Source organism: Allomuricauda sp. ANG21, assembly GCF_040705235.1.
Classification (GTDB): Bacteria; Bacteroidota; Bacteroidia; order Flavobacteriales; family Flavobacteriaceae; genus Flagellimonas; species Flagellimonas marina.
The window spans coordinates 386,128-411,979 of record NZ_JBFCVT010000011.1 but is presented as its reverse complement, the minus strand read 5'-3'; the positions used below and the strand labels follow the sequence as shown (position 1 = coordinate 411,979).

At 41.2% G+C, this 25,852-nt stretch carries 19 protein-coding genes and 1 tRNA gene; 11 read left to right on the top strand and 9 right to left on the bottom strand.

Translation table 11 applies throughout. The features are described from left to right. The first annotated feature begins 15 nt into the window (after positions 1–15). Positions 16–660, top strand: a complete 645-nt coding sequence (locus AB1A65_RS10655) for an esterase (protein WP_366588766.1) — start codon at positions 16–18, stop codon at positions 658–660. Here AB1A65_RS10655 and AB1A65_RS10650 read toward each other — a convergent pair. The 3 genes from AB1A65_RS10650 to AB1A65_RS10640 form a co-directional block, all read right to left on the bottom strand. Then, positions 657–1,586, bottom strand: coding sequence for a hypothetical protein (locus AB1A65_RS10650; RefSeq protein ID WP_366588764.1), 930 nt, complete (start codon positions 1,584–1,586; stop codon positions 657–659). The two genes, AB1A65_RS10655 and AB1A65_RS10650, sit on opposite strands and share 4 nt — an antisense overlap. Before the next feature lie 83 nt (positions 1,587–1,669). Next, positions 1,670–2,926: an FAD-binding oxidoreductase gene (locus AB1A65_RS10645; RefSeq protein ID WP_366588762.1), complete on the bottom strand. Its 1,257-nt coding sequence runs from the start codon at positions 2,924–2,926 to the stop codon at positions 1,670–1,672. Between the two features lie 224 nt (positions 2,927–3,150). Then, positions 3,151–4,077: a dihydrodipicolinate synthase family protein gene (locus AB1A65_RS10640; RefSeq protein WP_366588760.1), complete on the bottom strand. Its 927-nt coding sequence runs from the start codon at positions 4,075–4,077 to the stop codon at positions 3,151–3,153. A 110-nt stretch (positions 4,078–4,187) separates the two neighbouring features. On the opposite strand from AB1A65_RS10640, the gene AB1A65_RS10635 reads away from it, so the two are divergent. Next, a complete protein-coding gene (locus tag AB1A65_RS10635) occupies positions 4,188–5,744 on the top strand; it encodes a M28 family peptidase (protein WP_366588758.1) in 1,557 nt (518 codons plus the stop codon). A 194-nt stretch (positions 5,745–5,938) separates the two neighbouring features. Beyond that, positions 5,939–7,321, top strand: a complete 1,383-nt coding sequence (locus AB1A65_RS10630; protein WP_366588756.1) for a putative metal-binding motif-containing protein — start codon at positions 5,939–5,941, stop codon at positions 7,319–7,321. Positions 7,322–7,654: 333 nt separating this feature from the next. Here AB1A65_RS10630 and AB1A65_RS10625 read toward each other — a convergent pair. Continuing rightward, positions 7,655–7,730, bottom strand: a tRNA-His gene (locus AB1A65_RS10625). Between the two features lie 451 nt (positions 7,731–8,181). On the opposite strand from AB1A65_RS10625, the gene AB1A65_RS10620 reads away from it, so the two are divergent. Continuing rightward, the gene (locus tag AB1A65_RS10620; protein ID WP_366588754.1) at positions 8,182–10,131 is read left to right on the top strand and encodes a tetratricopeptide repeat-containing sensor histidine kinase; all 1,950 of its coding nucleotides are present in this window, start codon (positions 8,182–8,184) and stop codon (positions 10,129–10,131) included. Here AB1A65_RS10620 and bshB1 read toward each other — a convergent pair whose 3' ends face one another. The 4 genes from bshB1 to ccsA all read right to left on the bottom strand — a co-directional run bounded on the left by bshB1 (position 10,132) and on the right by ccsA (position 16,822). Next, entirely contained in the window at positions 10,132–10,854 is a 723-nt protein-coding gene (gene bshB1 / locus AB1A65_RS10615) for a bacillithiol biosynthesis deacetylase BshB1 (RefSeq protein ID WP_366588752.1), read from the bottom strand. Positions 10,855–10,862: 8 nt separating this feature from the next. Further along, positions 10,863–12,029, bottom strand: a complete 1,167-nt coding sequence (locus AB1A65_RS10610; RefSeq protein WP_366588750.1) for a PLP-dependent aspartate aminotransferase family protein — start codon at positions 12,027–12,029, stop codon at positions 10,863–10,865. A gap of 37 nt (positions 12,030–12,066) precedes the next feature. Beyond that, positions 12,067–13,479 carry an MATE family efflux transporter gene (locus tag AB1A65_RS10605; protein ID WP_366588748.1) on the bottom strand — a complete coding sequence of 471 codons (1,413 nt, stop codon included), beginning with the start codon at positions 13,477–13,479 and terminating at the stop codon, positions 12,067–12,069. 172 nt (positions 13,480–13,651) lie between these two features. Continuing rightward, a complete protein-coding gene (gene ccsA, locus AB1A65_RS10600; protein ID WP_366588746.1) occupies positions 13,652–16,822 on the bottom strand; it encodes a cytochrome c biogenesis protein CcsA in 3,171 nt (1,056 codons plus the stop codon). A gap of 136 nt (positions 16,823–16,958) precedes the next feature. On the opposite strand from ccsA, the gene AB1A65_RS10595 reads away from it, so the two are divergent. From AB1A65_RS10595 to AB1A65_RS10570, 6 genes are all read left to right on the top strand, one after another. Then, complete coding sequence (locus AB1A65_RS10595; protein ID WP_366588742.1) at positions 16,959–17,720, top strand: DUF2520 domain-containing protein; 762 nt, start codon at positions 16,959–16,961, stop codon at positions 17,718–17,720. Continuing rightward, positions 17,704–18,231, top strand: a complete 528-nt coding sequence (locus tag AB1A65_RS10590) for an HAD-IIIA family hydrolase (RefSeq protein ID WP_366588740.1) — start codon at positions 17,704–17,706, stop codon at positions 18,229–18,231. The genes AB1A65_RS10595 and AB1A65_RS10590 overlap by 17 nt, the downstream gene beginning before the upstream one ends. Beyond that, entirely contained in the window at positions 18,224–18,820 is a 597-nt protein-coding gene (locus AB1A65_RS10585) for a Maf family nucleotide pyrophosphatase (protein WP_366588738.1), read from the top strand. The genes AB1A65_RS10590 and AB1A65_RS10585 overlap by 8 nt, the downstream gene beginning before the upstream one ends. A 33-nt stretch (positions 18,821–18,853) precedes the next feature. After that, positions 18,854–19,810 carry a septum formation inhibitor Maf gene (locus AB1A65_RS10580; RefSeq protein ID WP_366588735.1) on the top strand — a complete coding sequence of 319 codons (957 nt, stop codon included), beginning with the start codon at positions 18,854–18,856 and terminating at the stop codon, positions 19,808–19,810. A gap of 104 nt (positions 19,811–19,914) precedes the next feature. Then, positions 19,915–22,446: a PIG-L family deacetylase gene (locus AB1A65_RS10575; RefSeq protein ID WP_366588733.1), complete on the top strand. Its 2,532-nt coding sequence runs from the start codon at positions 19,915–19,917 to the stop codon at positions 22,444–22,446. 110 nt (positions 22,447–22,556) lie between these two features. After that, entirely contained in the window at positions 22,557–24,269 is a 1,713-nt protein-coding gene (locus AB1A65_RS10570) for a sodium:solute symporter (RefSeq protein ID WP_366588730.1), read from the top strand. A gap of 46 nt (positions 24,270–24,315) precedes the next feature. On the opposite strand, the gene AB1A65_RS10565 is transcribed toward AB1A65_RS10570, so the two are convergent. After that, the gene (locus tag AB1A65_RS10565; RefSeq protein WP_366588727.1) at positions 24,316–25,164 is read right to left on the bottom strand and encodes a DUF2911 domain-containing protein; all 849 of its coding nucleotides are present in this window, start codon (positions 25,162–25,164) and stop codon (positions 24,316–24,318) included. A gap of 189 nt (positions 25,165–25,353) precedes the next feature. Here AB1A65_RS10565 and AB1A65_RS10560 point away from each other — a divergent pair, with 189 nt between their 5' ends. Beyond that, entirely contained in the window at positions 25,354–25,851 is a 498-nt protein-coding gene (locus AB1A65_RS10560) for an SRPBCC family protein (RefSeq protein ID WP_366588725.1), read from the top strand. Position 25,852 lies beyond the last annotated feature (1 nt).

Below are 25,852 nucleotides of genomic sequence, written 5' to 3'. Positions count from 1 at the left end.
CCTAGAAACGACTTTATGGGCCCAAGCGAAAAGACCGTAACCTACTCCTCCCAAAATACCTATCTAACCCTAAACCCTATTAACCAGAAAACCAAGAATGTATGGTTGGTATTCCATGGTATTGGATATTTGAGTCGCTATTTTGCAACTTATTTTGAAAGTTTAGATCCTGATGAGAACCATATCATTGTGCCCCAGGCCCCTTCCAAATATTATTTAAAAAATGAGTATAAATATGTTGGTGCAAGTTGGCTGACCAAGGAAAATACGCCATTGGACATTGATAACGTGCTCAACTATGTAGATGCGGTCTTTGAAGCCGAGCAGATTCCTGAAGATTTGAATATTATCCTGTTCGGTTTTTCGCAGGGAGTTTCCATTGTGATGCGCTGGTTAGTGCATAAAAAGATTCAGCTCAAGGCTTTGTTTCTTTATGCTGGTGGAATTCCCAATGAACTAAAAAAGAAAGATCTTGAATTCCTCGACCTGAACACCACAACTGTAAAAATCATCTATGGAGATTCGGATGAATTCTTGACGGCTGACCGTTTAAAATCAGAAAAAGTCAAGATTGAAACCCTGTTCAACGGAAAAGCCGAAATCATCACTTTTAAGGGCGGGCATGAGGTAAAACCCGAAATCATTCAAGGATTGCTCTAGCCTTGGTTGGGCTCGGCCTTCTCGACTTCCTTAGGATAGTATTTGATTACACGCGTTGTGTAAGTGTTTCCCGGAGTTACTATTTTTTTGACCCAGTTCTTTTCTCCGTGGCTATCAAACTGAAAAATATAATTTTCTACAGATTCTGTGTTCACCGTTTTAGTGACCACTTTGTCCAATACACCATTTACATAGTGATAGAATAGTTTCCTTTGGGATACAAACTCCTTTTCTTCAAAGTCATATTGAAAAAATTCGCTTGTCACCAGATTATCTGCAGCATTGAAAACTTCCTCTGTTGCCACGTTGGGTTCGCCATCAATATACTCCTTGGTCAGCACCACTTTTTGGGTTCCTTTGGCACTTTTACGTTCTGAGTTTCTAATCGTTTTTTCTAAAATCCCATTTGTGAAAATACTGGTGGTGAGCTCATTTTTATAAGGTGTATACTCAAAAGTGGTCTCATCCACTCCCTCGGAATTTGATGTGATTATCCTGGTCAATCTGCCTTCATCATCATACAAATACTCCTGCTGCTCCAAAAAATCTTTGTCGTAAGAAATAATTTTCTCCAAAACTCTTCTTTGCGGAACCGTATCAATTTCATAAAAATTGGCCATGGAGGTAGCGGCATCCAGCACATTGTTCTTATAACTCTCCATGCGCCGTTCCACCAGTTCACCGTTATTATATTTGTAATAGGTTATGTCCTGGTCGGTGTCATTATATTGGGTCACTGTCTTGGTCAGGATTCCTTTTTTATTGAATTCAAAGGATTCCCGTCCGTAATCAGTAATTACCAAACACGATTTTACACTTCCACTCAGGTCAAAATCTTCGACCTTAAAAATCTGAATCTCTTGGGAACGTACTCCTGAGGCAAGGAAAAAACTAATAAAGAAAAGGGCAGTGTAGTTTTTTATCATATTGTAAAATTAATCCGATTTAGCGCAACTAAAAAATTTACTGCATACACTATGCCGAATTTAACTTAAAGAAAACAAGGCAATTAAAACTTTCGGTCCGGATTGAACGGAGATAAATCCATTGAGGTTGACTTTCCGGAAATCAACTCCGTGATCATTTTACCAGTCGCTGGGCCCAGACTCCATCCCATCATGGCGTGACCCGTTGCAACCGTCAGGTTTTTGAATCCTTTGGGGCGACCTATGTATGGTAATCCATCGGGAGATACCGGACGTAATCCACACTGGGCGTTATCCTTATCTTCTTCTGAAATCTTTAAACCTTTGTAATAACGCTCAGCGCCTTTGGCAATGGCTTCTACCCTTTCTTTGCGAATGATGTCGTTAATTCCTGAAAACTCCATGGTGCCCGCAAAACGGGTAAAGCCCTGCATGGGAGTAACTGCCATTTTAGCTTCCATTAAGATGGCTGGCATTGTAATGTTGGTGGGCGTTTCCACATTGATGCGATATCCTTTTCCTGCCTGTAACGGAAGGTCAATATCTATTTTTTTTGAAAGGTTTGAAGTCCACGAACCTGCGGCAAAAACCACTTCGTCCGCCTTGTACGTCTTTTTATTGGTGATGACTTCGGTTACAAAGCTCCTTTCCATGCTTATATCCAATACCTCTTCTTGTGTATGAATTTCCACCCCCGAACTGGACAGATATGCTACCAGATTCTTCATGATTTGTGGAGGTGTGGTATGCCGGTCACATTCGTAAAGAATGGCACCCATGGCGTTGAGTTCAATATTGGGCTCTATTTTCTTTAGGCCTTCAGCATCTAAATGACGGGCTTCCAACCCCATTTCTTGGGCTTTTTCCATCACGGCAAGTTCATGATCTCTTGCTTTTTCAGTCTGATAAACCATCAACAAGCCCTTTTCATCCAAGTGAAAATCTCCCAAATCGCCAGAGGCCTTCATATCCTCATACAGTCTTCTGCTCAATAAGTTGATGTCTTTGATGATAGGCATGGCTCGCTCCACTTTGGCTTTTGTGGATGATTTTTTGAAGTACCAGGCCCATTTCATGAAATCGGGATCTAACCTAGGTTTCATGTAAAACGGACTGGATGGATTGAACATGTATCGGATTCCCTTGGAAATCATTCCCGGTGATGCCAAGGGAACAATATGGCTTGGTGTTAAGTAACCCGCATTCACAAAAGATGCCCCTGAGGAGATATCAGACTTGTCCAAAACGGTTACTTTATGACCTTCTTTCTGTAAAAAATAGGCTGTTGATAGTCCAACAATCCCACCACCAACAACGATAACGTTTTTGTTCTTACCCATATTCCACTGCTTGAAATCCCCGAATAAAGAAATTAATTGCTTCCCTTTTTCTCGCGGAAAGTGTTCAATTTTTCAGCAAATTTAGAATCTAAATGATTTCTACAAACAGAAGTGCCCTCTTATTTTTAACGATAAGATGAAAAATTGATGCTTTACTGATTTTTGAGTGGCCTTGGCATGCTTCAGGCCAAAAAAGTAGAATTTGTTTTCTGAGAAGAACCGGGCTACACGCCTACATTGGAATTGACCAAATTGAGGATGCTATGTCGTGTGCGCATACCTTCCTCTATAATGGCCAATACCCGTTCTCTTTCTTTGCCCTGTAAGGGCAATCTTGGTAACCTGACATTTTCTGTACCAAGGCCAGTGGCTACTTCGGCCAATTTTATGTTCTGTACCAGTTGCGGGCTTATATCCAATTCCAACAAGGGCATAAACCATCTGTATATAGTAATGGCTTCCTTTATTTTTCCAGCCTTGATCAATTCATAAATGGCTACTGTTTCCCTTGGGAAAGCACATACCAGACCGGCCACCCAACCATCGGCACCCATAACTATACTCTCAAGGGCCAATGTATCCACACCGCACAGAATCTTTAATCGATTACCGAATCTGTTTCGCATACGGGTAACATTGGTAATGTCCCGTGCGGAATCTTTCACAGCTTGAATGTTATCATGTACCAACAGCTCCTCGAACATATCCAAGGTAACCTCAATTTTGTAATCTACTGGATTGTTATAAATCATCATGGGCAATGAAGTGTTCTGGGCCACTGCCTTAAAATAGGCCACGGTTTCATATTCTGTTGACTTGTATCGCATGGGTGGTAGGGTCATAATTGCCTTGGCACCATATTTTTCAGCTTGTTCCGCAGCAAGAATGGCTCCTTTTGTAGTCTGCTCTGCAATGTTGATTACTACGGGCACTTTACCCGCTACCAAATCCACTGTGTGCTGAATAAGTGTTTGCTTTTCTTGTGGGGTAAGCGTACTTGCTTCTCCTAAGGTTCCTCCCAATATTAAGGCATGGACACCTGCCTCTAACTGCGCATTGATATTTGTGGAGAATATGTCCAAATCCAATTGGTCATCTTCAGTAAATTTGGTGGTTACTGCTGGCATTACACCTGCCCAATTCATTTTCATTGCTAATGGTTTACTAATGAGTGTGTAAGTTAAACAAACAGATGAAAAGTTAATCTGATGCTTATTGATCTTTTGAGTATTTTTGGGGGATTTTGATAAAACAGTCAATTATGAACAAGTTCATTCTGTTTGCCTTGGGTTTTGTACTGGCCTGCAACTCCTCACAAAAAACAGTTGCAGAAGCTCCCAAAACCATCGAGCAAGCAGACCCGGTCATCTACGCAAAAACCATTACCCAAGACGAATTAAAAGAACATCTATATGTTTATGCTTCCGATGAATTTGAAGGCAGGGAAACTGGTGAACCCGGTCAAAAAAAGGCGGTGGAATATCTTAAAAATGAATATGAATCCCTGGGTATTCCAGCTGCAAAAGCTGATGGTGATTATTTCCAAGAAGTTCCATTGCAAGTGGCCAAAGTTCCTAAAGGAAACATCAGTATCAACAACAGTACTTTTGACCTTGGCGATGATGTCTTGGCATTTACTGTAGCCGAAGGGGACTACAGTCAAATAATATATGTTGGCTATGGCATTGAGGACGGTGATTATTCAGACTATGGGGGGCTTGATGTTGCTGGAAAGATTGTGTTCATAAAATCTGGGGAGCCCATACATAAAAATGGCAATTATCTCCTTTCTGGAACAACTGAAAAATCGGAATGGAGCAATATGTCCGAAGCCATGCAGAAAAAAGCTACGTTGGCTTTGGAAAAAGGCGCGAAGGGCATCCTGTATTTTGACCCAGTGAACTATCCGCGCTATAAAGGGTATTTTGAGTTTATGAAGACCAACAATAGCGGTAAGATGGAATTGGCGGAAGATAGCAACGATGGATTTCTTGTCTTGGTCAATGAAACATCGGCCAAAGCTCTGAAAAAAGATGTTCAAGATGACGCTAACCCACAAACCATTTCAGTTGACCTAAAGTTGAACATTTCCAGCGGAAGCGATAAAATAAGTTCAGAGAATGTGGTCGCCATTTTAAGGGGCACTGAAAAACCCAATGAGTATTTGGTTATTTCTTCCCATTTGGACCATATTGGTGTCAATGCCAATGGTGAAATTAACAATGGTGCCGATGACGATGGATCAGGTACAGTGGCTATGCTTGAAATTGCAGAGGCATTTAAAAAAGCCGCAGATGCCGGGGATGGGCCAAAACGTTCCATTGTATTCCTTCATGTAACCGGAGAGGAAAAAGGCCTTCTTGGCTCTAGATATTATACGGACATAGACCCCATTTTCCCGCTATCCCAAACTGTTGCAGACCTTAATATTGATATGATCGGCCGCATTGATCCCAAACGGACGGGAGACCGAAACTACGTATACCTTATTGGTTCTGATAAGTTGAGTACAGACCTACACAATCTCTCAGAGGAAATCAACACAAAATACACAAATGTTGAGCTGGATTATACGTATAATGACGAAAATGATCCCAATAGATTCTACTACCGCAGCGATCATTATAATTTTGCGAAGAACAATATTCCCATAATTTTCTATTTTAACGGCACCCATGCGGACTATCACCGTCCCGGCGACACCCCGGATAAAATAAACTACGACCTTTTGGAAAACAGAACCCGTCTTATTTTCCATACGGCATGGGAAGTGGCCAATAGACCCAACAAGGTTTTGGTGGATAAGTTGGCAAAATAACAGCATTATTTTTATTAATGCAGCTCTTGGGAACCAGAACTTTATTTGGTAGGAAATTCCTTTCCTATTACTGGGTGAATTGTCTCATATGGGTCACCTATCAACCCAAACACCTCATTCATCAAATAGGGCAAAATTACGCGGAATCACCCCTCTACTTTTGAAGTGTATTAACCTCTTTAAAAGTAAATCTGATGAGAAAGAACAATTTTTTTGGACTATTGGCCATGATTATGGGCTTTGGTTTTTTGGCAATGGTCTCCTGCAGTAAAGACGATGAGTGCGTGAACAGAACTTATTATCTTGACAAGGATTATGACAATTTCGGTACTGGAGCAGGAACTACAGCTTGTAAACCTCCAAAATCCACCTCAGGACAGTACGTCCTTAAAAATGGTGATACCAATGATGAAGATCCCAATGTCAACCCTGAATGTGAATTGGTATTCTATATTGATGATGATGGTGACGGTTTTCCATCTCCAGAACCTTTCTATTTCTGTGAAAATCCTGATGATACGAAGTATACCGAAGTTGGTGAAAACTTTGATTGCAATGATAACGACTCGAGCATCAACCCCGATGTCTTTATTACCTACTACCCAGATGCTGACAGCGATGGATATGGCGACCCCAATGGGCAAACGGTTGTGGTTCAGGGATGCGAATCTGCCCCCGCGGACCATGTATCCAACAGCGATGATTGTGATGATACTGATGCCAACCGAAATCCCGAGGCGGCGCAAATCACCTATTATAATGACGGTGACGATGATGGATATGGAAACGAGGATGAGTTTGATGTACGCGATGCGTGCGATCCAACACCAGAATTCAACTATGCCCTACAAGCAGGGGATTGCAACGATAACGACCCAAGCATTAACCCAGATGCTGAGGAAAACCCCAATGATGGCATAGACAGTAACTGTGATGGTGCTGCGGAGACCATTATTTGGTCAGGGCCTGAGTATCAGTTCAACAAACCTGCAAATGCAGATTGGGAAAGCAACACAGAATACCATGATCAATTAACTGAAAGTGTAGCTCTTACCCGTTCCAATAGTAAGGGCTACCTCACCAATATTAACTGGTGGTTAAATACTATTGGTCAGATTCCTACTGAAGATGAAGACTTAGAGTGGGAATACAGAGGCAGAAAAGCAGAAACCAACCCTGTAGCTAATGTAGGTGATGCACAGCCCAGTGGTGGCCCACAGGGTATTCGATGGGCTATTTTGGAACAAGGGGATGATACTGAAGCATGGGATAATTTTAACCTTTATGGTGAATTGGGCGACCCAACTAACTTTTATAGCTTCAACAATATCGTCTCCATATGCAGTTTGCTAGACGGTAATGAAACTTTAGTAAATATCATTGATGATTTTGGTGTTATGGGTGCTTCCGAAGAGTTTTCTGACTTTGGAGACACGAATGTTAGTTCCGTAACTGGTAAAACCTTAGGTGTATGGTTGGTAGAGGAAGACATCTACTTTACCCTTACATTTACAGAAATGCCGGGTTTTACTCAAGGAAGGCCTATGACCTACACCCGTTCCACCCCTAACAATTAAATCTAAAATCAGAACCAACCTAATCTGTGGCCCTGAACTTTTGTTCGGGGCTTTTTTTATCTGGAAAACCTACGCAAACAAAAATCCAGAACATAAATATTTGAGATTTTTTATGTGCGGACGACTTACCGAAAGGCAAGCAGAATTTTTAAAAACTCTACTTGAGGTCACTTCGAGTGATTTTCGAAGAAAATTTTATCGAGAAGTCCTTAAACAATGAGTATCGTTCAAAAATTTTGGACTTCCCACAGTAAAAGCTTCCCTTCCACGTTGCCAACAAAAAACAAAAAATCCCGATCAAAAACCTTGATCGGGAATCTTATCTAAATTTTTGGGTGGAAGACCGGGTTCGAACCGGCGACCTCTGGAACCACAATCCAGCGCTCTAACCAACTGAGCTACAACCACCATTTAAAAGGCCTTCTTAAAAACAGCCATTGCTTAATTTTGTTCAGGCGGGTGCAAAAATACTTCTTTGTATTGATTCATCCAAAAGATTTTACCACTTCCCTAAATATGGAGGTATTTTTTTTTGGCCCACAGTATTTTATGATTTTATCAGGGTATCAACAAATAAATCTCTCAATTGGCATTTCGTATAAAACATCGATGAAATGCAACTTTTGTCAGATAAAACACACATTTATTCGCATTTCACAACATTTAATTCCAAATAGACCACTGCAAAACTATTTTTACCATCGTATATTTAGAGCAGTATGCCTCAACAAAAAACATGTTCTTTACGCCTTAGAATTTTGCTGGGAAAGTTAGCCCTATTCCTTTGTATACTCTCTATTACTACCCCTTTAAAAGCACAACTTACCAAAAAGGACAGTCTTACATACAGATTAAAGCGTTTGGAATCCACTAAGCGGTTCAATCCAAAGGATACTACCCACATCAATTTATTGATTGATTTGGCCAAATCCTACCAATATATAGACAATGATAGCCTACGATCAATTTCGGAAAGGGTTTTACACCATAGTGAGAAAATTGACTACACAAAAGGCAAGGTAGAAGCATTGAGCGCGCTTGGCAATTATTATTACAACTCGGGCGAGCGTAAAAAGTCGATGCCAAAATTTGAAAAAGCCCTTGAATTGGCCAAGCAAATAGATGATAGAAGGTTGGAACTGAACATCATCAATACCATGGCTCAAAACTACAGTTTTGAAGGCAATTACGCCGAGGCGCTTAATCTAAATTTAAAAGGAATAGACATTGCCAGACAGACCGATTGCAATAAAATGCTTTCCATTCTCAACGAGAACATTGCAGGTCTGTATGCAGAACAAAAAGATTTTAAAAATGCCCTGATTTTTTATGACACGGTGCAAAAAATCAATCGTAGAATAGGAGACGAAATCATCGATGCCGAAACCCAGAGTAACTTGGCTGCCTTATATAAAGATGCAAAAAACTTCAAGTATGCCATGTTCAATATCAACCAGAGCATCACCACGTTTGAAAAAAACAAAATATATGATTGGTTAGCCTATGCCTTTGAGGTAAAGGGCGATATTTATCTTGAACAAGAGAAATATCAGTGGGCCCTGTACTGGTACGACCAAAGCAACATGCTCTTTAAAAATCAAATCGAGGATGACCGAATTCGCATTCAATTGCTGAATGGCATGGCAAAGGTCTATTTGGGTCTGGAGCAAGACAGTTTATCCATGGTACACGCCAAGGAAGGATTGGAAATATCTAAAAAAATAAAATCCCTACAAGGGCAAATAGACTGTTCAGAAACACTCTATAAACTCCATAAAAGAAATGAGGAACACGTTGAGGCACTAGCCTACCTGGAAACTTTTAAAAAGCTTTCAGATTCATTGTTCAAAGACAATAACAAGCAAAGCTTGTCTTTATTGGAAACTAAGTTACACTATGAGCAGGAAAAGCAAGAACTAATTGAGTCCAACAAAATTGCTTTGGCCAAACAAAGGAACTACATCTATTTTTCCATCATTATTTTGTTCATTCTAAGTATCATTATTCTTGTAGTACGCCACAGTGCAAAAACACAGAAAAAGCTAAACAAAGAGCTTCAAGAAAAGTCACAGGCCGTAAGTGAACGAGAAGCACAACTGAACGAAATCAACAAGACCAAAACGAAACTTTTCTCCATTATTGGCCACGACCTTAGAGGACCTATTGGCGGCCTACAAGGGTTATTGAAGTTGTTTACCGATGGAGAAATCAGTAAAAACGAATTTATCTCCTTTATCCCGAAGTTAAAGGCGGATGTTGAAAACATTGCATTTACATTGAACAATTTGTTGACTTGGGGACAAAATCAACTCAATGGAGTGGTAACAAAGCCTAAAAGGATTTCACTGAATAAAATTGTGGAAAACAATATTCAACTCTTAACAGAGCTCGCCTTCAGCAAGTCCATAAAGATGATTAATCAGTTGCCCGAAAACCCACAAATTTGGGCCGATCAAAATCAGATCGATATTGTGGTGCGGAACCTTTTGAGCAATGCAATAAAGTTTACACCAGACAACGGATTGATCACTATTGAGGCCAAAGAAAAAGAGGGTATGTGGCAAATCTCGGTACGCGATACAGGAATAGGGATGAACAAGGAAATCCAGAAAAAAATCTTTGAGGATTCCACAAACATCACTACCTATGGTACCAACAATGAGAAAGGAACCGGTCTAGGGCTTTCGTTATGCAAAGAAATGGTGCTCAAGAACAATGGAGAAATTTGGGTGGAAAGTGTTCCTAGAAAGGGTACCTCATTCTTCTTCACACTCCCAAAGGCTGAAAACAAGTACCAGAAGGCCAGTTGATCAAATCAGGTCATCTAAACTATTCACTGCAACGTAGCGTTCCACAGTGTAGCCTTCAGCATGTTCCACACCAACCAGCCTTCCTAAATCACGAGAACGGTAAATTATACTATCCGTAAAATTTTTACTGCTAATGGGTGTTTCCGGTTCGTTACTCTTTGGATCGTAAAATTGTGATTCATAGGCTAAAATGGCTTCCCTCTTTTTTTCGATAAAACCAGATACATCCACTACAAAATCAGGTTCCAAATTTTTCCACTGAATAAAGTGATATACCCGTTTTGGCCGCCAAGGTTCCTGCTCCTGGTCAGTGCCATTGAGTTGGGTACTAATTTTCACCAATCCGCTTAAAAAACAGGCGTCGCTTACCAGCTGACTACCTTTTCCATGGTCAATATGTCTATCTTCAACAGCATTGCAGATAACGACCTCTGGTCGGTACTTTCTGACCATTTTAATGATTTCCATCTGGTGCCATTTATCGTTGATGAAAAATCCATCATCAAATTTCATATTCTCCCGAATCTCAACCCCCAGAATTTTTGCTGCCTTGAGAGCTTCTTTGTCCCTGATTTCTGCAGACCCACGAGTACCGAGTTCACCACGGGTCAAATCGATTATTCCCACTTTTTTTCCACGAGAAACTTCTTTGGCTATGGTAGCTCCTGCGCCAAGTTCGGCGTCATCTGGATGCGCTCCAAATACTAAAATGTCTAATTTCATAGGTTCTTTTATGCTGGCACAGACAACGATTTCACCTTTGCAATGGCTTGCTCCAAATCTTCAATCAAATCCTCAACTTCTTCTATTCCCAAAGAGAACCGAACCAAACAATCTTTAATGCCTTGCTTTTCACGGTCTTCGGGACTCATCAGTGCATGGGATGTGGTCACTGGCGAAATCACAGTGCTTTCCACTCCTGCCAAACTCATTACCGGTTTTATCAATTTAAGGTGCTTAAAGAATAGGGATATATCCATATTGGGCAACTCAAAGGAAAGCATTCCTCCAAAGCCTTTCATTTGTGATTTGGCCAAATCATAATCCGGATGGGTTTTTAAACCGGGATAATATACTTGTCCAACATCCTCATTACCCACTAGATATTCTGCCATTTTTTGGGCATTGTCAGTCTGCGCCTTTACTCTAATGGCCATGGTCTTTATGCTTCGTTCCAAAAGCCAAACGGTATATTCACTCAAGCTTCCTCCAAAACAGATGGCGGATTGAAAAACGGTGTCGATATGCTCTTGGGAAGCTGCAACAACTCCCGCACAAATATCTGAATGCCCGCCCATATATTTGGTGGCACTATGCAAAACCACATCCACACCAAAATCAATTGGATTTTGGTTGATAGGACTTGCGAACGTATTATCAATCATGGATACCAAACCTTTCTTTTTCGCCAATTGGGCCACTCCCGCTATATCAGTAATGGTCAACAAGGGGTTTGATGGTGTTTCCATATAGATCACCTTGGTGTTGGATTTGATTTCCTTCTCAAAATCTTCTACTTGCCATCCATCGGTAAAGGAATATTCAATGCCATATTTGTTCAATTGTGTTACCGCAAAGTGATAGGTGCCGCCATACATGGTCTGCTGGAGCACAATATGGTCGCCTGCTTGCAAAAAAGCCATCAACGCTGTGCTGATAGCGGCCATGCCACTACCAAAAATCAAAGCAGCCTCGGCATGTTCCAAGGCCGCCAGTTTTTTGCACAACGCCTCTTGGTTGGGCGTATTAAAATATCTAGGGTATCGTTTTATGTCAACATCGTCAAAGGCATAGGCCGTGGACATATACAAAGGAGAAACAACTCCTTTAAATTGTGTATCCTTCAAATCACCCTCGTGCGTGCACAGGGTGTTCAGCCCTTTTTTGTTGGATTTCATGTTCGTTTGCTTTAGAAAGCTAAAGATACGAAACCCGTTATACTTCCACCTGCTTCCATTTTCCTTTTTTGAACCAAACCATGGCAATGAGGGCCAACAGCACTTCGGCCAAAGTAATGGCTATAAAAACACCCTTGGCACCCCATCCCAAAACCATTGCCGCTATGTAGGCCAACGGTAATTGGAACAGCCAAAATGAAATTAGATTGATCTTGGTCGGGGTTTTAGTGTCCCCTGCTCCATTAAAGGCTTGACTCACTACCATGCCGTAGGCATAGAAGATATATCCAGCCGCAATGACCTGAAGGCACAAGGCTCCATTTTCCACTACACTGGGTGTGGTATTGAACCATGATATGATGCTTTTTGCAAAAATGAGATAGACCAAGGAAACCGTACCCATAAAAATGGCATTGTATTTTCCGGTTTTCCAGACTGAAATCTCAGCCCTGTCCGGTTGTTTGGCTCCCAAGTTTTGACCTACCAAAGTAGCTGCTGCATTACTCATACCCCAAGAAGGCATCAAGGTAAACATCATCACCCGAATGGCAATGGTATAGCCCGCAAGCACTTCGCTACCAAATTCAGACATGATTCGCATAAGAAATACCCAACTTGAGGTTCCAATCAAGAATTGGGCTATTCCTCCCAATGAAACCCGAACAAGATTGTGCATCACCTTGAGGTTCAAGACCAAATCTTTCCACATCAATTTAATTCTGCCCCATCCAAAGAACAATATTCCCAATTGAAACAGCACAGCGGTACCTCTACCAATATTGGTGGCTATTCCGGCTCCGGTGACCCCGTAGGCCGGAATGGGACCCAACCCGAAAATGAAAATAGGGTCCAAAATAATATTGAGTCCATTGGAAAGAACCAATGTCCACATAGCAATGGATGCATTTCCCGCGCCTCTAAAAATGGCGTTGATGAGAAACAAAAGCATGATGGTGATGTTCCCTCCAATCAAAAATTGGGTATAACCGTAACCTTCTGCAATTAAGTCGGGTTCACCGCCCATCAAGGCCAAGATTTCCTTCGCAAAAATAATTCCTACTATGCCCAAAACTATAGAAACCAAAACACCCAAACCAATGGCTTGTACAGCGGCTTCCTTGGCACCTTGGACATCTTTTGCTCCAATTCTTCGGGCCACAACCGCGGTTGCAGCCATACTAAGACCTATTGCCAAGGCATAGATCAATGTGATAACGGATTCGGTCAATCCAATAGTTGCCACCGCGTTAACACTAACTTTTGATACGTAAGCAATGTCTACCAAGGCAAAAATTGATTCCATCAGCATTTCCAAAATCATAGGAATGGAAAGCATAAAGATGGCCTTGCGGATACTACCTGATGTAAATTCTGTTTCCTTACCGGATACAGCAATCCAGAAATAACTGATGAATTTTTTTAATGAAAATGTATTGTTTGAATGTGTCATTTTTTAAGAATTATGTGTAAAACAAAAGGGGAAATGTCAACTGACCGAAGAAGAGTTTCGGTTACTTTTTTGGCGTGGTGCCAAATGTGACATCTATCGTGGACATAATTCTTATAACTTCATGATGAAGCAAATATGCAACTTTTTTTTGAAGTGCAAACCAAAAAATCAATTATTTGGCATAGTGGACCTTATACCTCCAAAGACTAATTCCTCCCAAAATAAAGACTCCCAGTACGGTATACCAGATAAAACTAGGGGTTATCACTTGATCTCCACTGGCATAACTGTGCAGCCCAACCAAGTAAAAATTCACACCAAAATAGGTCATCATTATGCTGGCAAAGGCAAGAATACTGGCAAAGTTATAGCTCCATTTTCCTCTTAAACCAGGTACCAAACGCATGTGCAGTACAAAAGCATAGACCATAATGGAAATTAAGGCCCAGGTTTCTTTGGGATCCCAACCCCAGTAACGCCCCCAACTTTCATTGGCCCATTGGCCACCCAAAAAGTTACCTATAGTGAGCATTACCAAACCAGCGGTTAGGGCCAGTTCGTTGATCACGGTAAGCTCCTTAATATTCAAATCCATACGTTTTTTGTTCTTTTCCGTGGTTAGCACCATCAGCAACAAGGCCACCACACCCAAAATCATCCCTACCGTCAATGGCCCATAACTTCCTACAATAACAGCCACATGGATCATCAACCAGTAACTATCTAGAACCGGAACCAAATTGGCAATGGCGGGGTCCACCCAACTCTGGTGGGCAATCCACAGCAGCATTGAGGTCACAAAAGCGCTGGCCGCAATGGTGAGTTCACTTTTTCTCCCCAAGGCCAAACCAATGCCCATGGTAGCCCACGAAACGTATAGGATACTTTCATACGCATCACTCCAAGGCGCATGTCCAGAGATATACCAACGTAAAATAAGACCTGCAGTGTGCCAGATAAAGAATAGGATTATGGTGCCTTTAAGTAAGTAGGCTCCGGCCTTTAAAATTTCCCTATCCTTAAAGATTCTAATGATTAAGACAATGAACAGCAGCACCCCAACCATTGCATAGTATTTATACAGGCGGTTGAACAAGTCCAACTTATTATAGATGATTTCCGTTTTTATCTTTTTTTCTGAGGGCAAAACCTCTGCCCCATGGTTCAGCTGGTTCTGTTTAAAGGCTGCCAACAATTGATCGGGTTGGGAATAATCTCCACTGGCTACTGAGCTTTGCAGGGACCCCAAATAGTAAGGCATGGCATTTCGGACAAAATTGGAGTAGAGCGAATCCTGGATTTGGTATTGTCCGGAACGATATTCCACAGCAGAGACCCACTTATTGTTTTCATCATTCAACAATGGAAATATCTTTACTATCTGTCCGCTCAAGGCTATGTTCAACAAACTAAGTCTTTCCCCTACCTTTTTAAAATCCTTTTCAAAATTTGAAGGGTTGTTGGTTGATGTAGCCTTTTCCAGATAGGATTGAAGCTTGTACGAACCTTTCGTATCGAAGAAGTCAGTTGCCTTTACGTATTCAGTGCCTTCAGGAACACCAATGATCTTGCGTATGCTATCATTCTCCTTCTTACCCAGATTAATAAATTCCACATTGTACCAAACCCCTGGGTTCATCATCATGGAAAGAAACACTTGATTTTCGGATAAATCATTGTAGTGGTCATCACCACTCAATTTTCGTAAAAGTTCTGAAGCGAACGTATTAATGGGCTTCATTCGTCCTCCTTCATCCTGAATGACCAACGCGCCAAATTTTTCAGCGTGCTCTTTGGCCACCACTGTGGATTGGATAATGGAATCTACCTGTTCCTGTGTGGGCATTCCCGAATGCTCGTGGTCAGTACTGGTTTCTTGCGCACTTATCAAAGTGGTGGCAAAAAATAAGGCCACAGCGGTCAAAGCCGCTTTTTTTGATTTGATTTTTTCCAATAGCTGTTGTAAATCCCTAAAGCGGGTTTTACCGAAAAACATAATGCCCATTAAACCAATGTAGAGCAAAAAGTAACCAATATAGGTAATCCACGTTCCCCAAAAATCATGATTGACCGAAAGTATGGTTCCTTTCTCGTCTGGATGAAAACTGGATTGAAAGAATCGATACCCTCTGTGGTCCAACACATGGTTCATATAGATGTCGTAGTCAAAAATTCGCTCATCTTGAACAGTAATACGACTCATAAATGACGCATATCCTGTTTCGGTACCGGGGTATTTTTCTGCGATAAAATCATTCAACTTAATGGAAAATGGAAGCTCATACACTTTTGACCCGTAGCTCAGGGAAAAGTCCAATCCGCCTATTTCAATCTTGTCTGAAAAATTGGAAGTTCCTTTACCGCCCAACAGTTTTACTTCTTTGGTCTCGCCGTTGGCAGAAACCGAAACCACCAAAGCATCTTGGGTAGCTTCCGTAATTTCTTCGTTGGGTACTTTAACAATACCATAACTCCCTTTCACCAAAGGTTCGGGGATTACAAACTGCATTCCCGCCATGTTATAAAGCGACCTCAACTGTAGGGTTTGCAGACTATCTTGTGACACCTCGCCCTGAAACTGGTCCGCCATCCGCATAAAATTACCTTCAAATGGTGACTTTATCTGATACCCAGTACTATCCGAATAAAAAATATTTATGGCTCCGTCTGTTTCCTTATTTAAGGCAAAAAGTATGTTATGAATACTGGCCACTTGTCCGTTTTCAAGATAGTGTTCATGACGCTGGCCATTTCCTGCTTCAACAATTTGAAGGTATTCCTTTCCATTTTCATCTGGAATCAACCCTTCCTCTGCCCCGCTGATAAAATCAACATACGAAATGGTAAAGGGTTGTCCATTAAAATCCGATTTCCACGGCAAACTGGAACGGGAGCCTTCGGGAGTGACGAGAATATCATCTTCCAAAACCCTTCGCTTGGTTTCACCGTTTATATCACCATCAATGTAAGCGGTCAAATAGGTTTTATCCGAAAAAAATTGATTCTCAGTGGCTCCTTCCCGAATGGGCATCATCCCTTCATAGCTAATATATCGGGTAACAAAAGCACCGAGAATAATCAAAATCCAAGAAAGGTGGAGCACAAGAACAGGCCACTTTTTCCAACTGAGCAATTGATAGCGGAAAATATTGCCGATGAAATTGATTACAAAAAACACCATTATGACCTCAAACCAAGTGGCGTTATAAATATAAATTCGGGCTGTTTCTGTGCTGTACCAACTTTCCACAAACGTTCCAAAGGCCATTGCTGTTGCAAAAACCAAAAAAAGAACGGCCATAAGTCTAGTGGAAAAGAGCGTCTTTTTGAGAATGTCAATCATTGAATTCCGATGTGCTATTCAGCTTGCAAAAATACGGCCTTTTTATAACTTCCAAGTTCACAACTTGTATAAAAATCCAAGAGATTTGTTAATTTTTTCTTTGATGCATCCCTCTCTAAATTTGTAGTTTTGTGTCATGCTTTCCATTGTCATTCTAGGAACCGGAAATATCGCAAAGCATTTGGTAGGTGCGCTCTCCAAAGTAAAGGAGGTTCGGTTGGCCCAAGTTGTGGGCAGAAACCAAGAGCAATTGTTGTGGTTTTCAGGATTCGCACCCATATCCACTGATTTTGAATCGGTTATGGAGGCCGATGTTTATCTTATTGCCGTAAAAGATGACGCCATCTTTGAAGTCTCAAAATATCTTTCCAACAAGAAAGGTATTGTGGCCCATGTATCTGGTGCCACAACTATGGACGATATTCCTCATGAAAACCGTGCGGTTTTTTATCCATTGCAAAGTTTTACCGAAGGTAGACCGTTGAATTTTAAAACCATTCCGTTTTGCATTGAGGCACATCGCGAAAAATCAGCAGAAATCTTAAAAGGATTGGCAGGACATCTTTCTGATCATGTGTACGACATTAACACCCATCAGCGGAAAAAGTTGCATCTTGCAGCCATGTTCGCGAGTAATTTCTCCAACTATCTCTACGGGGTTGGGGAAAAATTATGTAAGGAGGAAGGACTGCCTTTTGATTTGTTGAAACCCCTGATTCTAGAGACCGCTGAAAAAATTCAAGCAATGTCTCCCAAAGAAGCACAGACCGGTCCGGCACGAAGAGGCGATATGAAAACCATGCAAGCACATTTGGCCCTTTTGGGTGATGAGGAACAAAAAGAAATTTATTCACTGTTAAGCGAGGCGATAAAAAAGGTATATGAAGAAAAATTATAAAGAACTCCTCAGTAGCATTACCACCTTTGTATTTGATGTGGATGGCGTATTTACCGACGGAACGGTTTTGGTTACCTCCAAAGGCGAATTGCTGCGCAGTATGAGCGTAAAAGATGGCTACGCCATTAAAACCGCCATAAAAAAGGGATATAACGTCTGCATTATAACAGGAGGCACCAATGAGGGAGTGAAGGAACGCCTCAAGGGCCTTGGAGTAACGGATTTTTATATGGGTGCGCACCACAAACAAGAACCTTTGGAAGAGTATCTGGACATCTATAACATTGACCCAAAAACCGTGCTTTATATGGGTGATGATGTTCCCGACATTCCTCCCATGAAAATGGTGGCCTTGGCTGCTTCCCCCCAAAATGCAGTACAGGAAGTAAAGGCTATTTCGGATTATGTTTCGCACAAAAATGGCGGTGATGGCTGTGTTCGTGACATTGTGGAGCAAGTACTCAAAGTCCGTGGCGATTGGAACGATAATTTCAGTGCCAAAAATGACTAATCCGCTTCAAGAGAAACTAAAGGGATCCAGGCTTATTTTAGGTTCCGGTTCTCCCAGACGGAAAATGTTTCTAGAGGAGATGGGTTTAGATTTCGAGGTTCGACCCAAATCCGTGGAGGAAGTCTACCCAGACCACTTGCAAGGAAAAGAGATTTCCGATTACTTGGCCAAGTTGAAAGCTACTCCCTTTAAAGCCAAATTGCAACCCAATGAAATTGTAATCACTTCCGATACAGTGGTTTGGCATAAGGGCATTTCATTGGCCAAAGCTGCAAACCCAGAGGAGGCATTTGATATGCTCAAAACCTTAAGTGGGGATTGGCATGAGGTAATTACATCGGTTTGTTTTACCACCTCGGACACCCAAAAAACCGTGAATTGCACTACGTTGGTCAAGTTTATGGAATTCACCGAGGAAGAAATCAACTCCTATATCGATCAATGTCGCCCTTTTGACAAAGCTGGTGCCTATGGCATTCAAGAATGGATAGGAATGATTGGCATTTCGGAAATAAAAGGTTCCTACACTAATGTGGTTGGCCTACCCACTCATCTGGTTTACAAAACGTTAATGGACATGGTTTCCTGAGTTGCGATGCGTAACTTTACGAAAACCCAGTTTATGAAAAAGATATACCCTTACGGTTCTTTGAGCTTATTTCTAACATTTTCTCTATTGATATTACTGTCCTGCGGTGAAAAAGGCAAAGCTCCAGAAAGTGAAATGGCCATGAACAGTACAGCAAAAGAAGCGACTCCAAAATATCCCAAAAAACCACTTTCTGAAGATTTTAAAGCCTATTGGTATGCCGGAGATGCCGAAATTGCATCCTATAAATTGGAGCAAGCACGCTATGGTGAGATGCGGGATGGTCACGCTGTCCTAATCTACGTGACTGAACCCTTCTTGCCCGAAAAACAAGTAAAATCAGACCAAAGCAATCCTGATAATGTTTCCGTTTTAAAGTTGAATACAACCAAAAAGTTTCTAACAGGAATCTACCCCTACTCTATCATGGGAAGTACATTTTATCCGGTACACGACAACCAACATGCAATAAAGACCAGTTTGTCTGTTCAGGAATGGTGCGGACATGTCTATTCTCAAATCAACAATAGAGATCAATTTGAGTTTACGTCCCACTCCTATTTTGAAGGTGAGGCCGACCAAAATTTTGAGCTGGACAAACAAGTTCTTGAGAATGAAATCTGGACAAAGCTTCGGATTCATCCCGAAGATTTGCCCACAGGGAATCTTAACGTAATACCCGCTTTGGAGTATCTGCGTCTGGCGCATAAAGAAGTAAAAGCTTATGAGGCCACTGCTTCGGTTTCTTCAGAAAATGGGATTACAACCTACACTTTAACATACCCCGATTTGGAACGAAGTTTGAAACTTAATTTCACAACAGAATTCCCATATTCCATAGAAAGTTGGTCAGAAGAATTCAAAAGTGGTTTTGGTCAAAATGCAAAAACCTTAACCACCAAGGCCACAAAAATAAAATTAATGAAAACCGCTTATTGGGGGCAACACGACAATGATGATTTGGTTTTACGGGATAGCCTGGGATTGTAAAAAGTTCTATCCAGTGGCAAGGAACCCTGTTAAAGATGTTCTAAATTGAATATTCACTGATTTATATCTTTCTATATTTGGCACAACCACTTAAACAACCAATTATGCGATACTTTTGGGTTTGCACGCTGGCTTTATTGAGCACATTTTTCAAACTTTCTGCCCAACAACCCCAAAAACCATCATCCACAGAAATTTACCACAACCTTCAAAAGCTTAATTTTTTGGGTACCGCACTTTACGTAGCTGCCCATCCAGACGATGAAAACACGAGGTTGATTTCATATTTATCCAATCATGACAAAGCGCATACCGTTTATCTTTCCCTAACGCGAGGAGATGGCGGGCAAAACCTTATCGGTTCCGAATTGCGAGAACTCTTGGGCGTTCTTCGCACACAGGAACTGCTGGCTGCCCGACGTATTGACGGTGGACAACAACTTTTTTCCCGTGCCAATGATTTTGGATTTTCCAAGCATCCCAAGGAAACCCTTAAAATTTGGGACAAAGAAGAAGTTTTGGGTGATGTGGTTTGGGCCATTCGAACCCTGAAACCAGATGTTATCATCAACCGTTTTGACCATAGGTCGCCTGGGACCACGCACGGGCACCATACCGCATCTGCCATGTTGAGCATGGAAGCTTTTGATTTGACCAATGACCCCAATGCTTACCCAAAACAACTGCAATTTACTTCTACTTGGCAACCCAAGCGCATATTTTTCAATACCTCTTGGTGGTTCTATGGAAGTCCCGAAAATTTTGAAAAAGCTGACAAGTCCAATATGATCAAATTGGATATTGGTTCTTATTACCCCCTTTTGGGGCTTTCCAACAACGAAATTGCTTCTTTGGCCAGTAGCCAGCATTTGTGCCAAGGTTTTGGACGATTGAGTCAAAGAGGATCAGAAGAAGAATATGTGGAATTCTTAAAAGGTGATAAACCAAACAGCAATAATCTTTTTGATGGAATTGACACTTCTTGGTCACGCGTAAAAGGTGGTGATGCAGTGGGCGCCATTTTATATAAGGTCGAAGAAAATTTTGATTTTAGAAACCCTTCAAAGCATATCCCTCAATTGATTGAGGCGTACCAACTCTTGCAACAGATTGAAGATGAGCACTGGAAAACGTTAAAATCACAAGAGCTTAAAGATCTTATTCAAGCTTGTGCCGGTTTGTATTTGGAAGCAAATGCTACTGCTGCCTCCACGAGCCCCGGAAGTGAGGCTAAAGTAAATTTTGAGATACTCAACCGAAGTGCACAAAACATCATCCTTAAAAAAATCCAGTTAACGGAAACCGATGCCACAATTTCTCCAAACCAAGTGTTGACCGACAATGAGAAAAAGAATTTTGATGTTGAATTCACAGTTCCAAATGACATTGGCTATTCCAGTCCCTATTGGTTGGACGAACCTGGAACGTTGGGTATGTACAAGGTCGATGAACAAAGGTTGATTGGCAAACCTGAAACTCCTGCTGTTTTTCATGCCAAGTTTACGTTGGAATTTGATGGTATGGAAATGGAGTTTGAGAAACCGGTCATCCATCGATTTTCCAAACCGGACAAGGGGGAACTGTACGAACCATTTGCAGTGCTTCCTGTAGCCACTTCTAAAATTGATGAAAAGGTCTTGATCTTTGCGAATGCTTCCACCAAAGATATCCAGGTAAAGGTCAGAGCAGGAAAGAATGATGTCTCCGGAACGGTAACCTTGGACCATCCCTCTGGTTGGAAGGTTTCCCCACAAAGTTTTTCATTTTCAATTCCCCAACAAGGGCAGGAAAAGACCGTTACTTTTCAAGTAACACCTCCTTCCGTGGAAAGTGAAGGTAAAATTGCACCTGTCATCACCATTGGGAACAAATCCTATAAAAAAGAACTTGTAGAAATCAATTACGACCACATCCCCAAGCAATCCATTTTATTGCCTTCTGAGGCCAAAGTGGTTCGCATGGATATTCAAAAGTCTGGTGAACACATTGGCTATATTATGGGTGCTGGTGACAAAGTTCCCGAAAGTTTGGAGCAAATTGGTTATCAAGTACATACCATCGACCCGAATGATATACAAGAAGGTGAACTGGATAAATACGATGCCATTGTAGTGGGCATTCGTGCCTATAATGTGGTGGATGCCCTAAAATTTAAACAACCCATCCTTTTCAATTATGTGAAAAACGGTGGCAACATGATTGTGCAATACAATACTGCTGGAAGATGGGCCGAACAATTTAGTAATATTGCTCCGTATGATTTGACCATTTCCCGTGATCGGGTAACCGATGAAACTGCAGAGGTTGATATTATTGCACCAAATAATCCTTTAGTTAGTTATCCCAATGCCATTGATAAAAGTGATTTTGATGGCTGGGTCCAGGAAAGAGGACTCTATTACCCCAGTGAGTGGAGTGCCGAGTTTACCCCAGTTCTGTCCATGCACGATGAAGATGATGAACCCTCTAAAGGAAGTCTTTTGGTGGCGCCCTATGGAGAAGGTCACTATATTTACACCGGGTTGAGCTTTTTCAGGGAGCTCCCTGCCGGGGTTTCTGGGGCCTATAAACTTTTTGCAAATATGCTTTCCATAGGAAAAGATGACGTAAAAAAAGAAGATAATGTCAAAGGATAACATGAATACCAAATTTGAGTGGAAAAAGGAATACAGCATTGTCATTCTTTTGAATGCCATTTATATTTTGGCCTTTTACCTCATCATGATATTAAATAACTAAAACCTTAATGGCTTTATTAGATTGGATCATTCTTGGGAGCACACTGTTGTTCATTGTTGGATTTGGCGTTTGGAGAACCCGCGGAAGCAAAAACGTTGATGACTACGTCCTCAGTGGCAATGATGCCCAATGGTGGACCATTGGACTTTCGGTGATGGCCACCCAAGCCAGTGCCATTACTTTTTTATCCACACCTGGACAGGCATTTCATGATGGGATGGGATTTGTACAATTCTATTTTGGGTTGCCGCTGGCTATGATTGTCATCTGCGTTGTTTTTATTCCCATTTATAAAAAACTCAAGGTCTTTACCGCGTATGAAATGCTAGAGGACCGCTTCGATTTAAAAACCCGTACCCTTACCGCTATATTATTTTTAGTACAGCGCGGACTTGCGGCGGGAATCACAATTTTTGCGCCTTCCATAATCTTATCCGCAGTTTTGGGATGGGACTTGCGCACACTGAACATCATAATTGGAATTTTGGTAATCATCTACACGGTATCAGGTGGTACCAAGGCGGTAAGTGTTACACAAAAGCAACAGATGTTCATTATTATGACGGGCATGTTTTTTGCCTTTTTCTTTATTCTAGGGTCCCTTCCTACGGGAGTCTCCTTTGGAGAAGCATTGAAGATTGCCGGTGCCAATAATAAATTGCAGATACTTGATTTTACTTTTGATACGGATAACCGCTATACCTTTTGGAGTGGTATCACTGGGGGCTTCTTTTTAGCCTTGGCGTACTTTGGCACAGATCAGAGTCAGGTACAGCGCTATCTTTCCGGAAAATCAGTGCGGGAAAGTCAATTAGGGCTGATTTTCAATGGTATCCTTAAAATACCAATGCAGTTTTTTATTCTTTTGGTCGGAGCGATGGTTTTTGTGTTTTATCAATACAATGCTTCCCCTTTAAATTTTAATCCTGCGGCCACCCAAGCTGTCCTTGAATCCGAATATGTTGATGACTACAAGGCTTTGGAAAGAGGTCATTTGGAGTTGGAAATGGAGAAAAAAATTGCTCAAAACACATTTTCCGCAGCCCTTAAACTGAAAGAGTACAACGCCATTGAACAGGCAAAGCGCGATATTATAAAAATAAACCAAAAAGAAAGTGCAAGTCGGGAAGCTGCACGGGAGTTGATTGCCAAAGCTGATTCTGTAGTAGAGACCAATGACAAGGATTATGTCTTTATCCACTTTATTTTGAACAATTTACCTGTTGGTCTCATTGGATTGCTACTGGCCGTAATTCTATCCGCAGCCATGTCATCAACCGCATCTGAATTGAATGCGCTGGGTACCATTACTGCACTTGACCTTTATAAAAGGAACAACAAAAAGGAACATAATGACAAGCATTACCTTAGGGCCACAAAAGGATTTACCTTGCTTTGGGGTACCATTGCCATTCTTATAGCCTGCGTGGCCAACCTTTTCGACAACCTAATTCAGTTGGTAAATATCATAGGCTCCATTTTTTATGGAAATGTTTTAGGAATTTTCCTCCTAGCCTTCTTCTTTAAATTTGTCAGGGGGAATGCAGTTTTTGTTGCGGCAATCGTAACACAGGTTATTGTAATCATTGGATGGTATTTGGATTGGATGTCCTATTTATGGCTCAATGCTTTTGGTTGCGTTCTGGTTATTCTTTTGGCAATGATCACACAGGCATTTGATAATTTTTTAGGCAACTCCCACCCCGAAATTAAATCATAAAAAAACCCGCTTAAAAGCGGGCTTTCGATTCTTTTTCTAAGAGGACTTATTCTGACCCCCACTCTTTTAAGGAGTCCTTGTTCATTTTAACATAATCCATATTACCGGCAGCCTGAGCCATTACCATGGATTTTTTAGCAGCTTCAATTGCACCTTTGGTGTCACCCATTTTAGCATAGATCAATGATTTTAATCTATACATCCAGAACGCTTCATCGTTCATGGAAACCGCTTTGTCTATCCATTCTTTGGCTTTACCCATGTTCATACCTTCTTGATAGTAATATTGCGCAGCGGCAAAATAATCATTGACAGAAATATCGGAACCTGCCATTACTTTGTCAATACTCGAAGTGGCTTTAGCAACTGTAGGAACAATAAATTTGACCCCTACGTATACCTTCTCCCACATCAAGCCCAAAGTTGCACCATTGTTGTGCATATCATCTATGGTAATGGTAAACGTTTCAATGGGCATTGGGATTGGGTAAACCTCCACTTTTACCGTAGCGGCCACTTTAGAAGCATCCCATTCTTGGGGCAATCCGCCATTTTCTGAATCAGTATAGAAAATAACCTCCCAAACAGCCTCTTGGGGTCTCGAGTAAATGGCGTATGTTCCCGCTTTTAGCTCTTTGCCCTCAACCGTTACATCATCGCTGAAAGTAATTTTGGTATTCATATTGGCTCCCGTTCTCCAAAGGGCATCATAGGGTACCAAATCCCCAAAAATGGTTCTTCCTTTCATGGAAGGCCTTGAGTATTCCACAGTAACTTCGGTTAGTCCCACAGTCTGTTTTAAAACAGAAAATGGACTAGGTGCTGGTGTTTGAATCTGTGCCTCCAATGATATGGAAAGCAATGCAACAAACACAAATAATACAGATTTTTTCATAGGATATAGTGTTTAAGATGTTAGTATAGCAAAGCTAACTAGATTGAAAATTAGATTTGTTAATATATTCCTAAAAAGAAATGGATTAAACCTTAGGCATACGCCAAGACTTTTCATAAAACGAACTATTTTGTTTAACATATTTTAAATATAATTAAACATTTTGTACTTTTGAAGAAATTAATCAAGATGAGATTGTATCAACTAAATGCCAAACAACAGTTGCCTATATCTAGAGACGAAGCATGGCAATTCTTATCCAATCCTAAAAACCTAAAGACAATAACTCCTCCACATATGGGTTTCCATATTCTATCTGGTGGAGACAGACCCATGTTTGCTGGACAAATCATTCAGTACATGGTAAAACCTTTTCCATTTTTGTCCACCAAATGGGTCACGGAAATTACGCATGTGGTACAGGGTGAGTATTTTGTGGATGAGCAGCGATTTGGCCCCTACGCACTTTGGCACCACAAGCATTTTATACATGAAACTTCCAATGGGGTGGAAATTGAAGACATTATTGATTATAAACTTCCTTTTGGTTTCATAGGAACTTTGATGCACCCCATTTTGGTGAAGTCCCAGCTCAAAAAAATATTTGAATACCGAAAAACAAAATTGGAATCGCTTTTTGGAGCCATTGCCGAAAAAAATACGATTCTCGAACTAAAATCCATTTAAA

Excerpts from the sequence above, each read along its gene's own strand:
- AB1A65_RS10655 (WP_366588766.1), top strand. The coding sequence starts at position 16 with ATGGGCCCAAGCGAAAAGACCGTAACCTACTCCTCCCAAAATACCTAT.
- AB1A65_RS10650 (WP_366588764.1), bottom strand. The coding sequence starts at position 1,586 with ATGATAAAAAACTACACTGCCCTTTTCTTTATTAGTTTTTTCCTTGCC.
- AB1A65_RS10645 (WP_366588762.1), bottom strand. The coding sequence starts at position 2,926 with ATGGGTAAGAACAAAAACGTTATCGTTGTTGGTGGTGGGATTGTTGGA.
- AB1A65_RS10640 (WP_366588760.1), bottom strand. The coding sequence starts at position 4,077 with ATGAAAATGAATTGGGCAGGTGTAATGCCAGCAGTAACCACCAAATTT.
- AB1A65_RS10635 (WP_366588758.1), top strand. The coding sequence starts at position 4,188 with ATGAACAAGTTCATTCTGTTTGCCTTGGGTTTTGTACTGGCCTGCAAC.
- AB1A65_RS10630 (WP_366588756.1), top strand. The coding sequence starts at position 5,939 with ATGAGAAAGAACAATTTTTTTGGACTATTGGCCATGATTATGGGCTTT.
- bshB1 (WP_366588752.1), bottom strand. The coding sequence starts at position 10,854 with ATGAAATTAGACATTTTAGTATTTGGAGCGCATCCAGATGACGCCGAA.
- AB1A65_RS10610 (WP_366588750.1), bottom strand. The coding sequence starts at position 12,029 with ATGAAATCCAACAAAAAAGGGCTGAACACCCTGTGCACGCACGAGGGT.
- AB1A65_RS10605 (WP_366588748.1), bottom strand. The coding sequence starts at position 13,479 with ATGACACATTCAAACAATACATTTTCATTAAAAAAATTCATCAGTTAT.
- ccsA (WP_366588746.1), bottom strand. The coding sequence starts at position 16,822 with ATGATTGACATTCTCAAAAAGACGCTCTTTTCCACTAGACTTATGGCC.
- AB1A65_RS10595 (WP_366588742.1), top strand. The coding sequence starts at position 16,959 with ATGCTTTCCATTGTCATTCTAGGAACCGGAAATATCGCAAAGCATTTG.
- AB1A65_RS10590 (WP_366588740.1), top strand. The coding sequence starts at position 17,704 with ATGAAGAAAAATTATAAAGAACTCCTCAGTAGCATTACCACCTTTGTA.
- AB1A65_RS10585 (WP_366588738.1), top strand. The coding sequence starts at position 18,224 with ATGACTAATCCGCTTCAAGAGAAACTAAAGGGATCCAGGCTTATTTTA.
- AB1A65_RS10580 (WP_366588735.1), top strand. The coding sequence starts at position 18,854 with ATGAAAAAGATATACCCTTACGGTTCTTTGAGCTTATTTCTAACATTT.
- AB1A65_RS10575 (WP_366588733.1), top strand. The coding sequence starts at position 19,915 with ATGCGATACTTTTGGGTTTGCACGCTGGCTTTATTGAGCACATTTTTC.
- AB1A65_RS10570 (WP_366588730.1), top strand. The coding sequence starts at position 22,557 with ATGGCTTTATTAGATTGGATCATTCTTGGGAGCACACTGTTGTTCATT.
- AB1A65_RS10565 (WP_366588727.1), bottom strand. The coding sequence starts at position 25,164 with ATGAAAAAATCTGTATTATTTGTGTTTGTTGCATTGCTTTCCATATCA.
- AB1A65_RS10560 (WP_366588725.1), top strand. The coding sequence starts at position 25,354 with ATGAGATTGTATCAACTAAATGCCAAACAACAGTTGCCTATATCTAGA.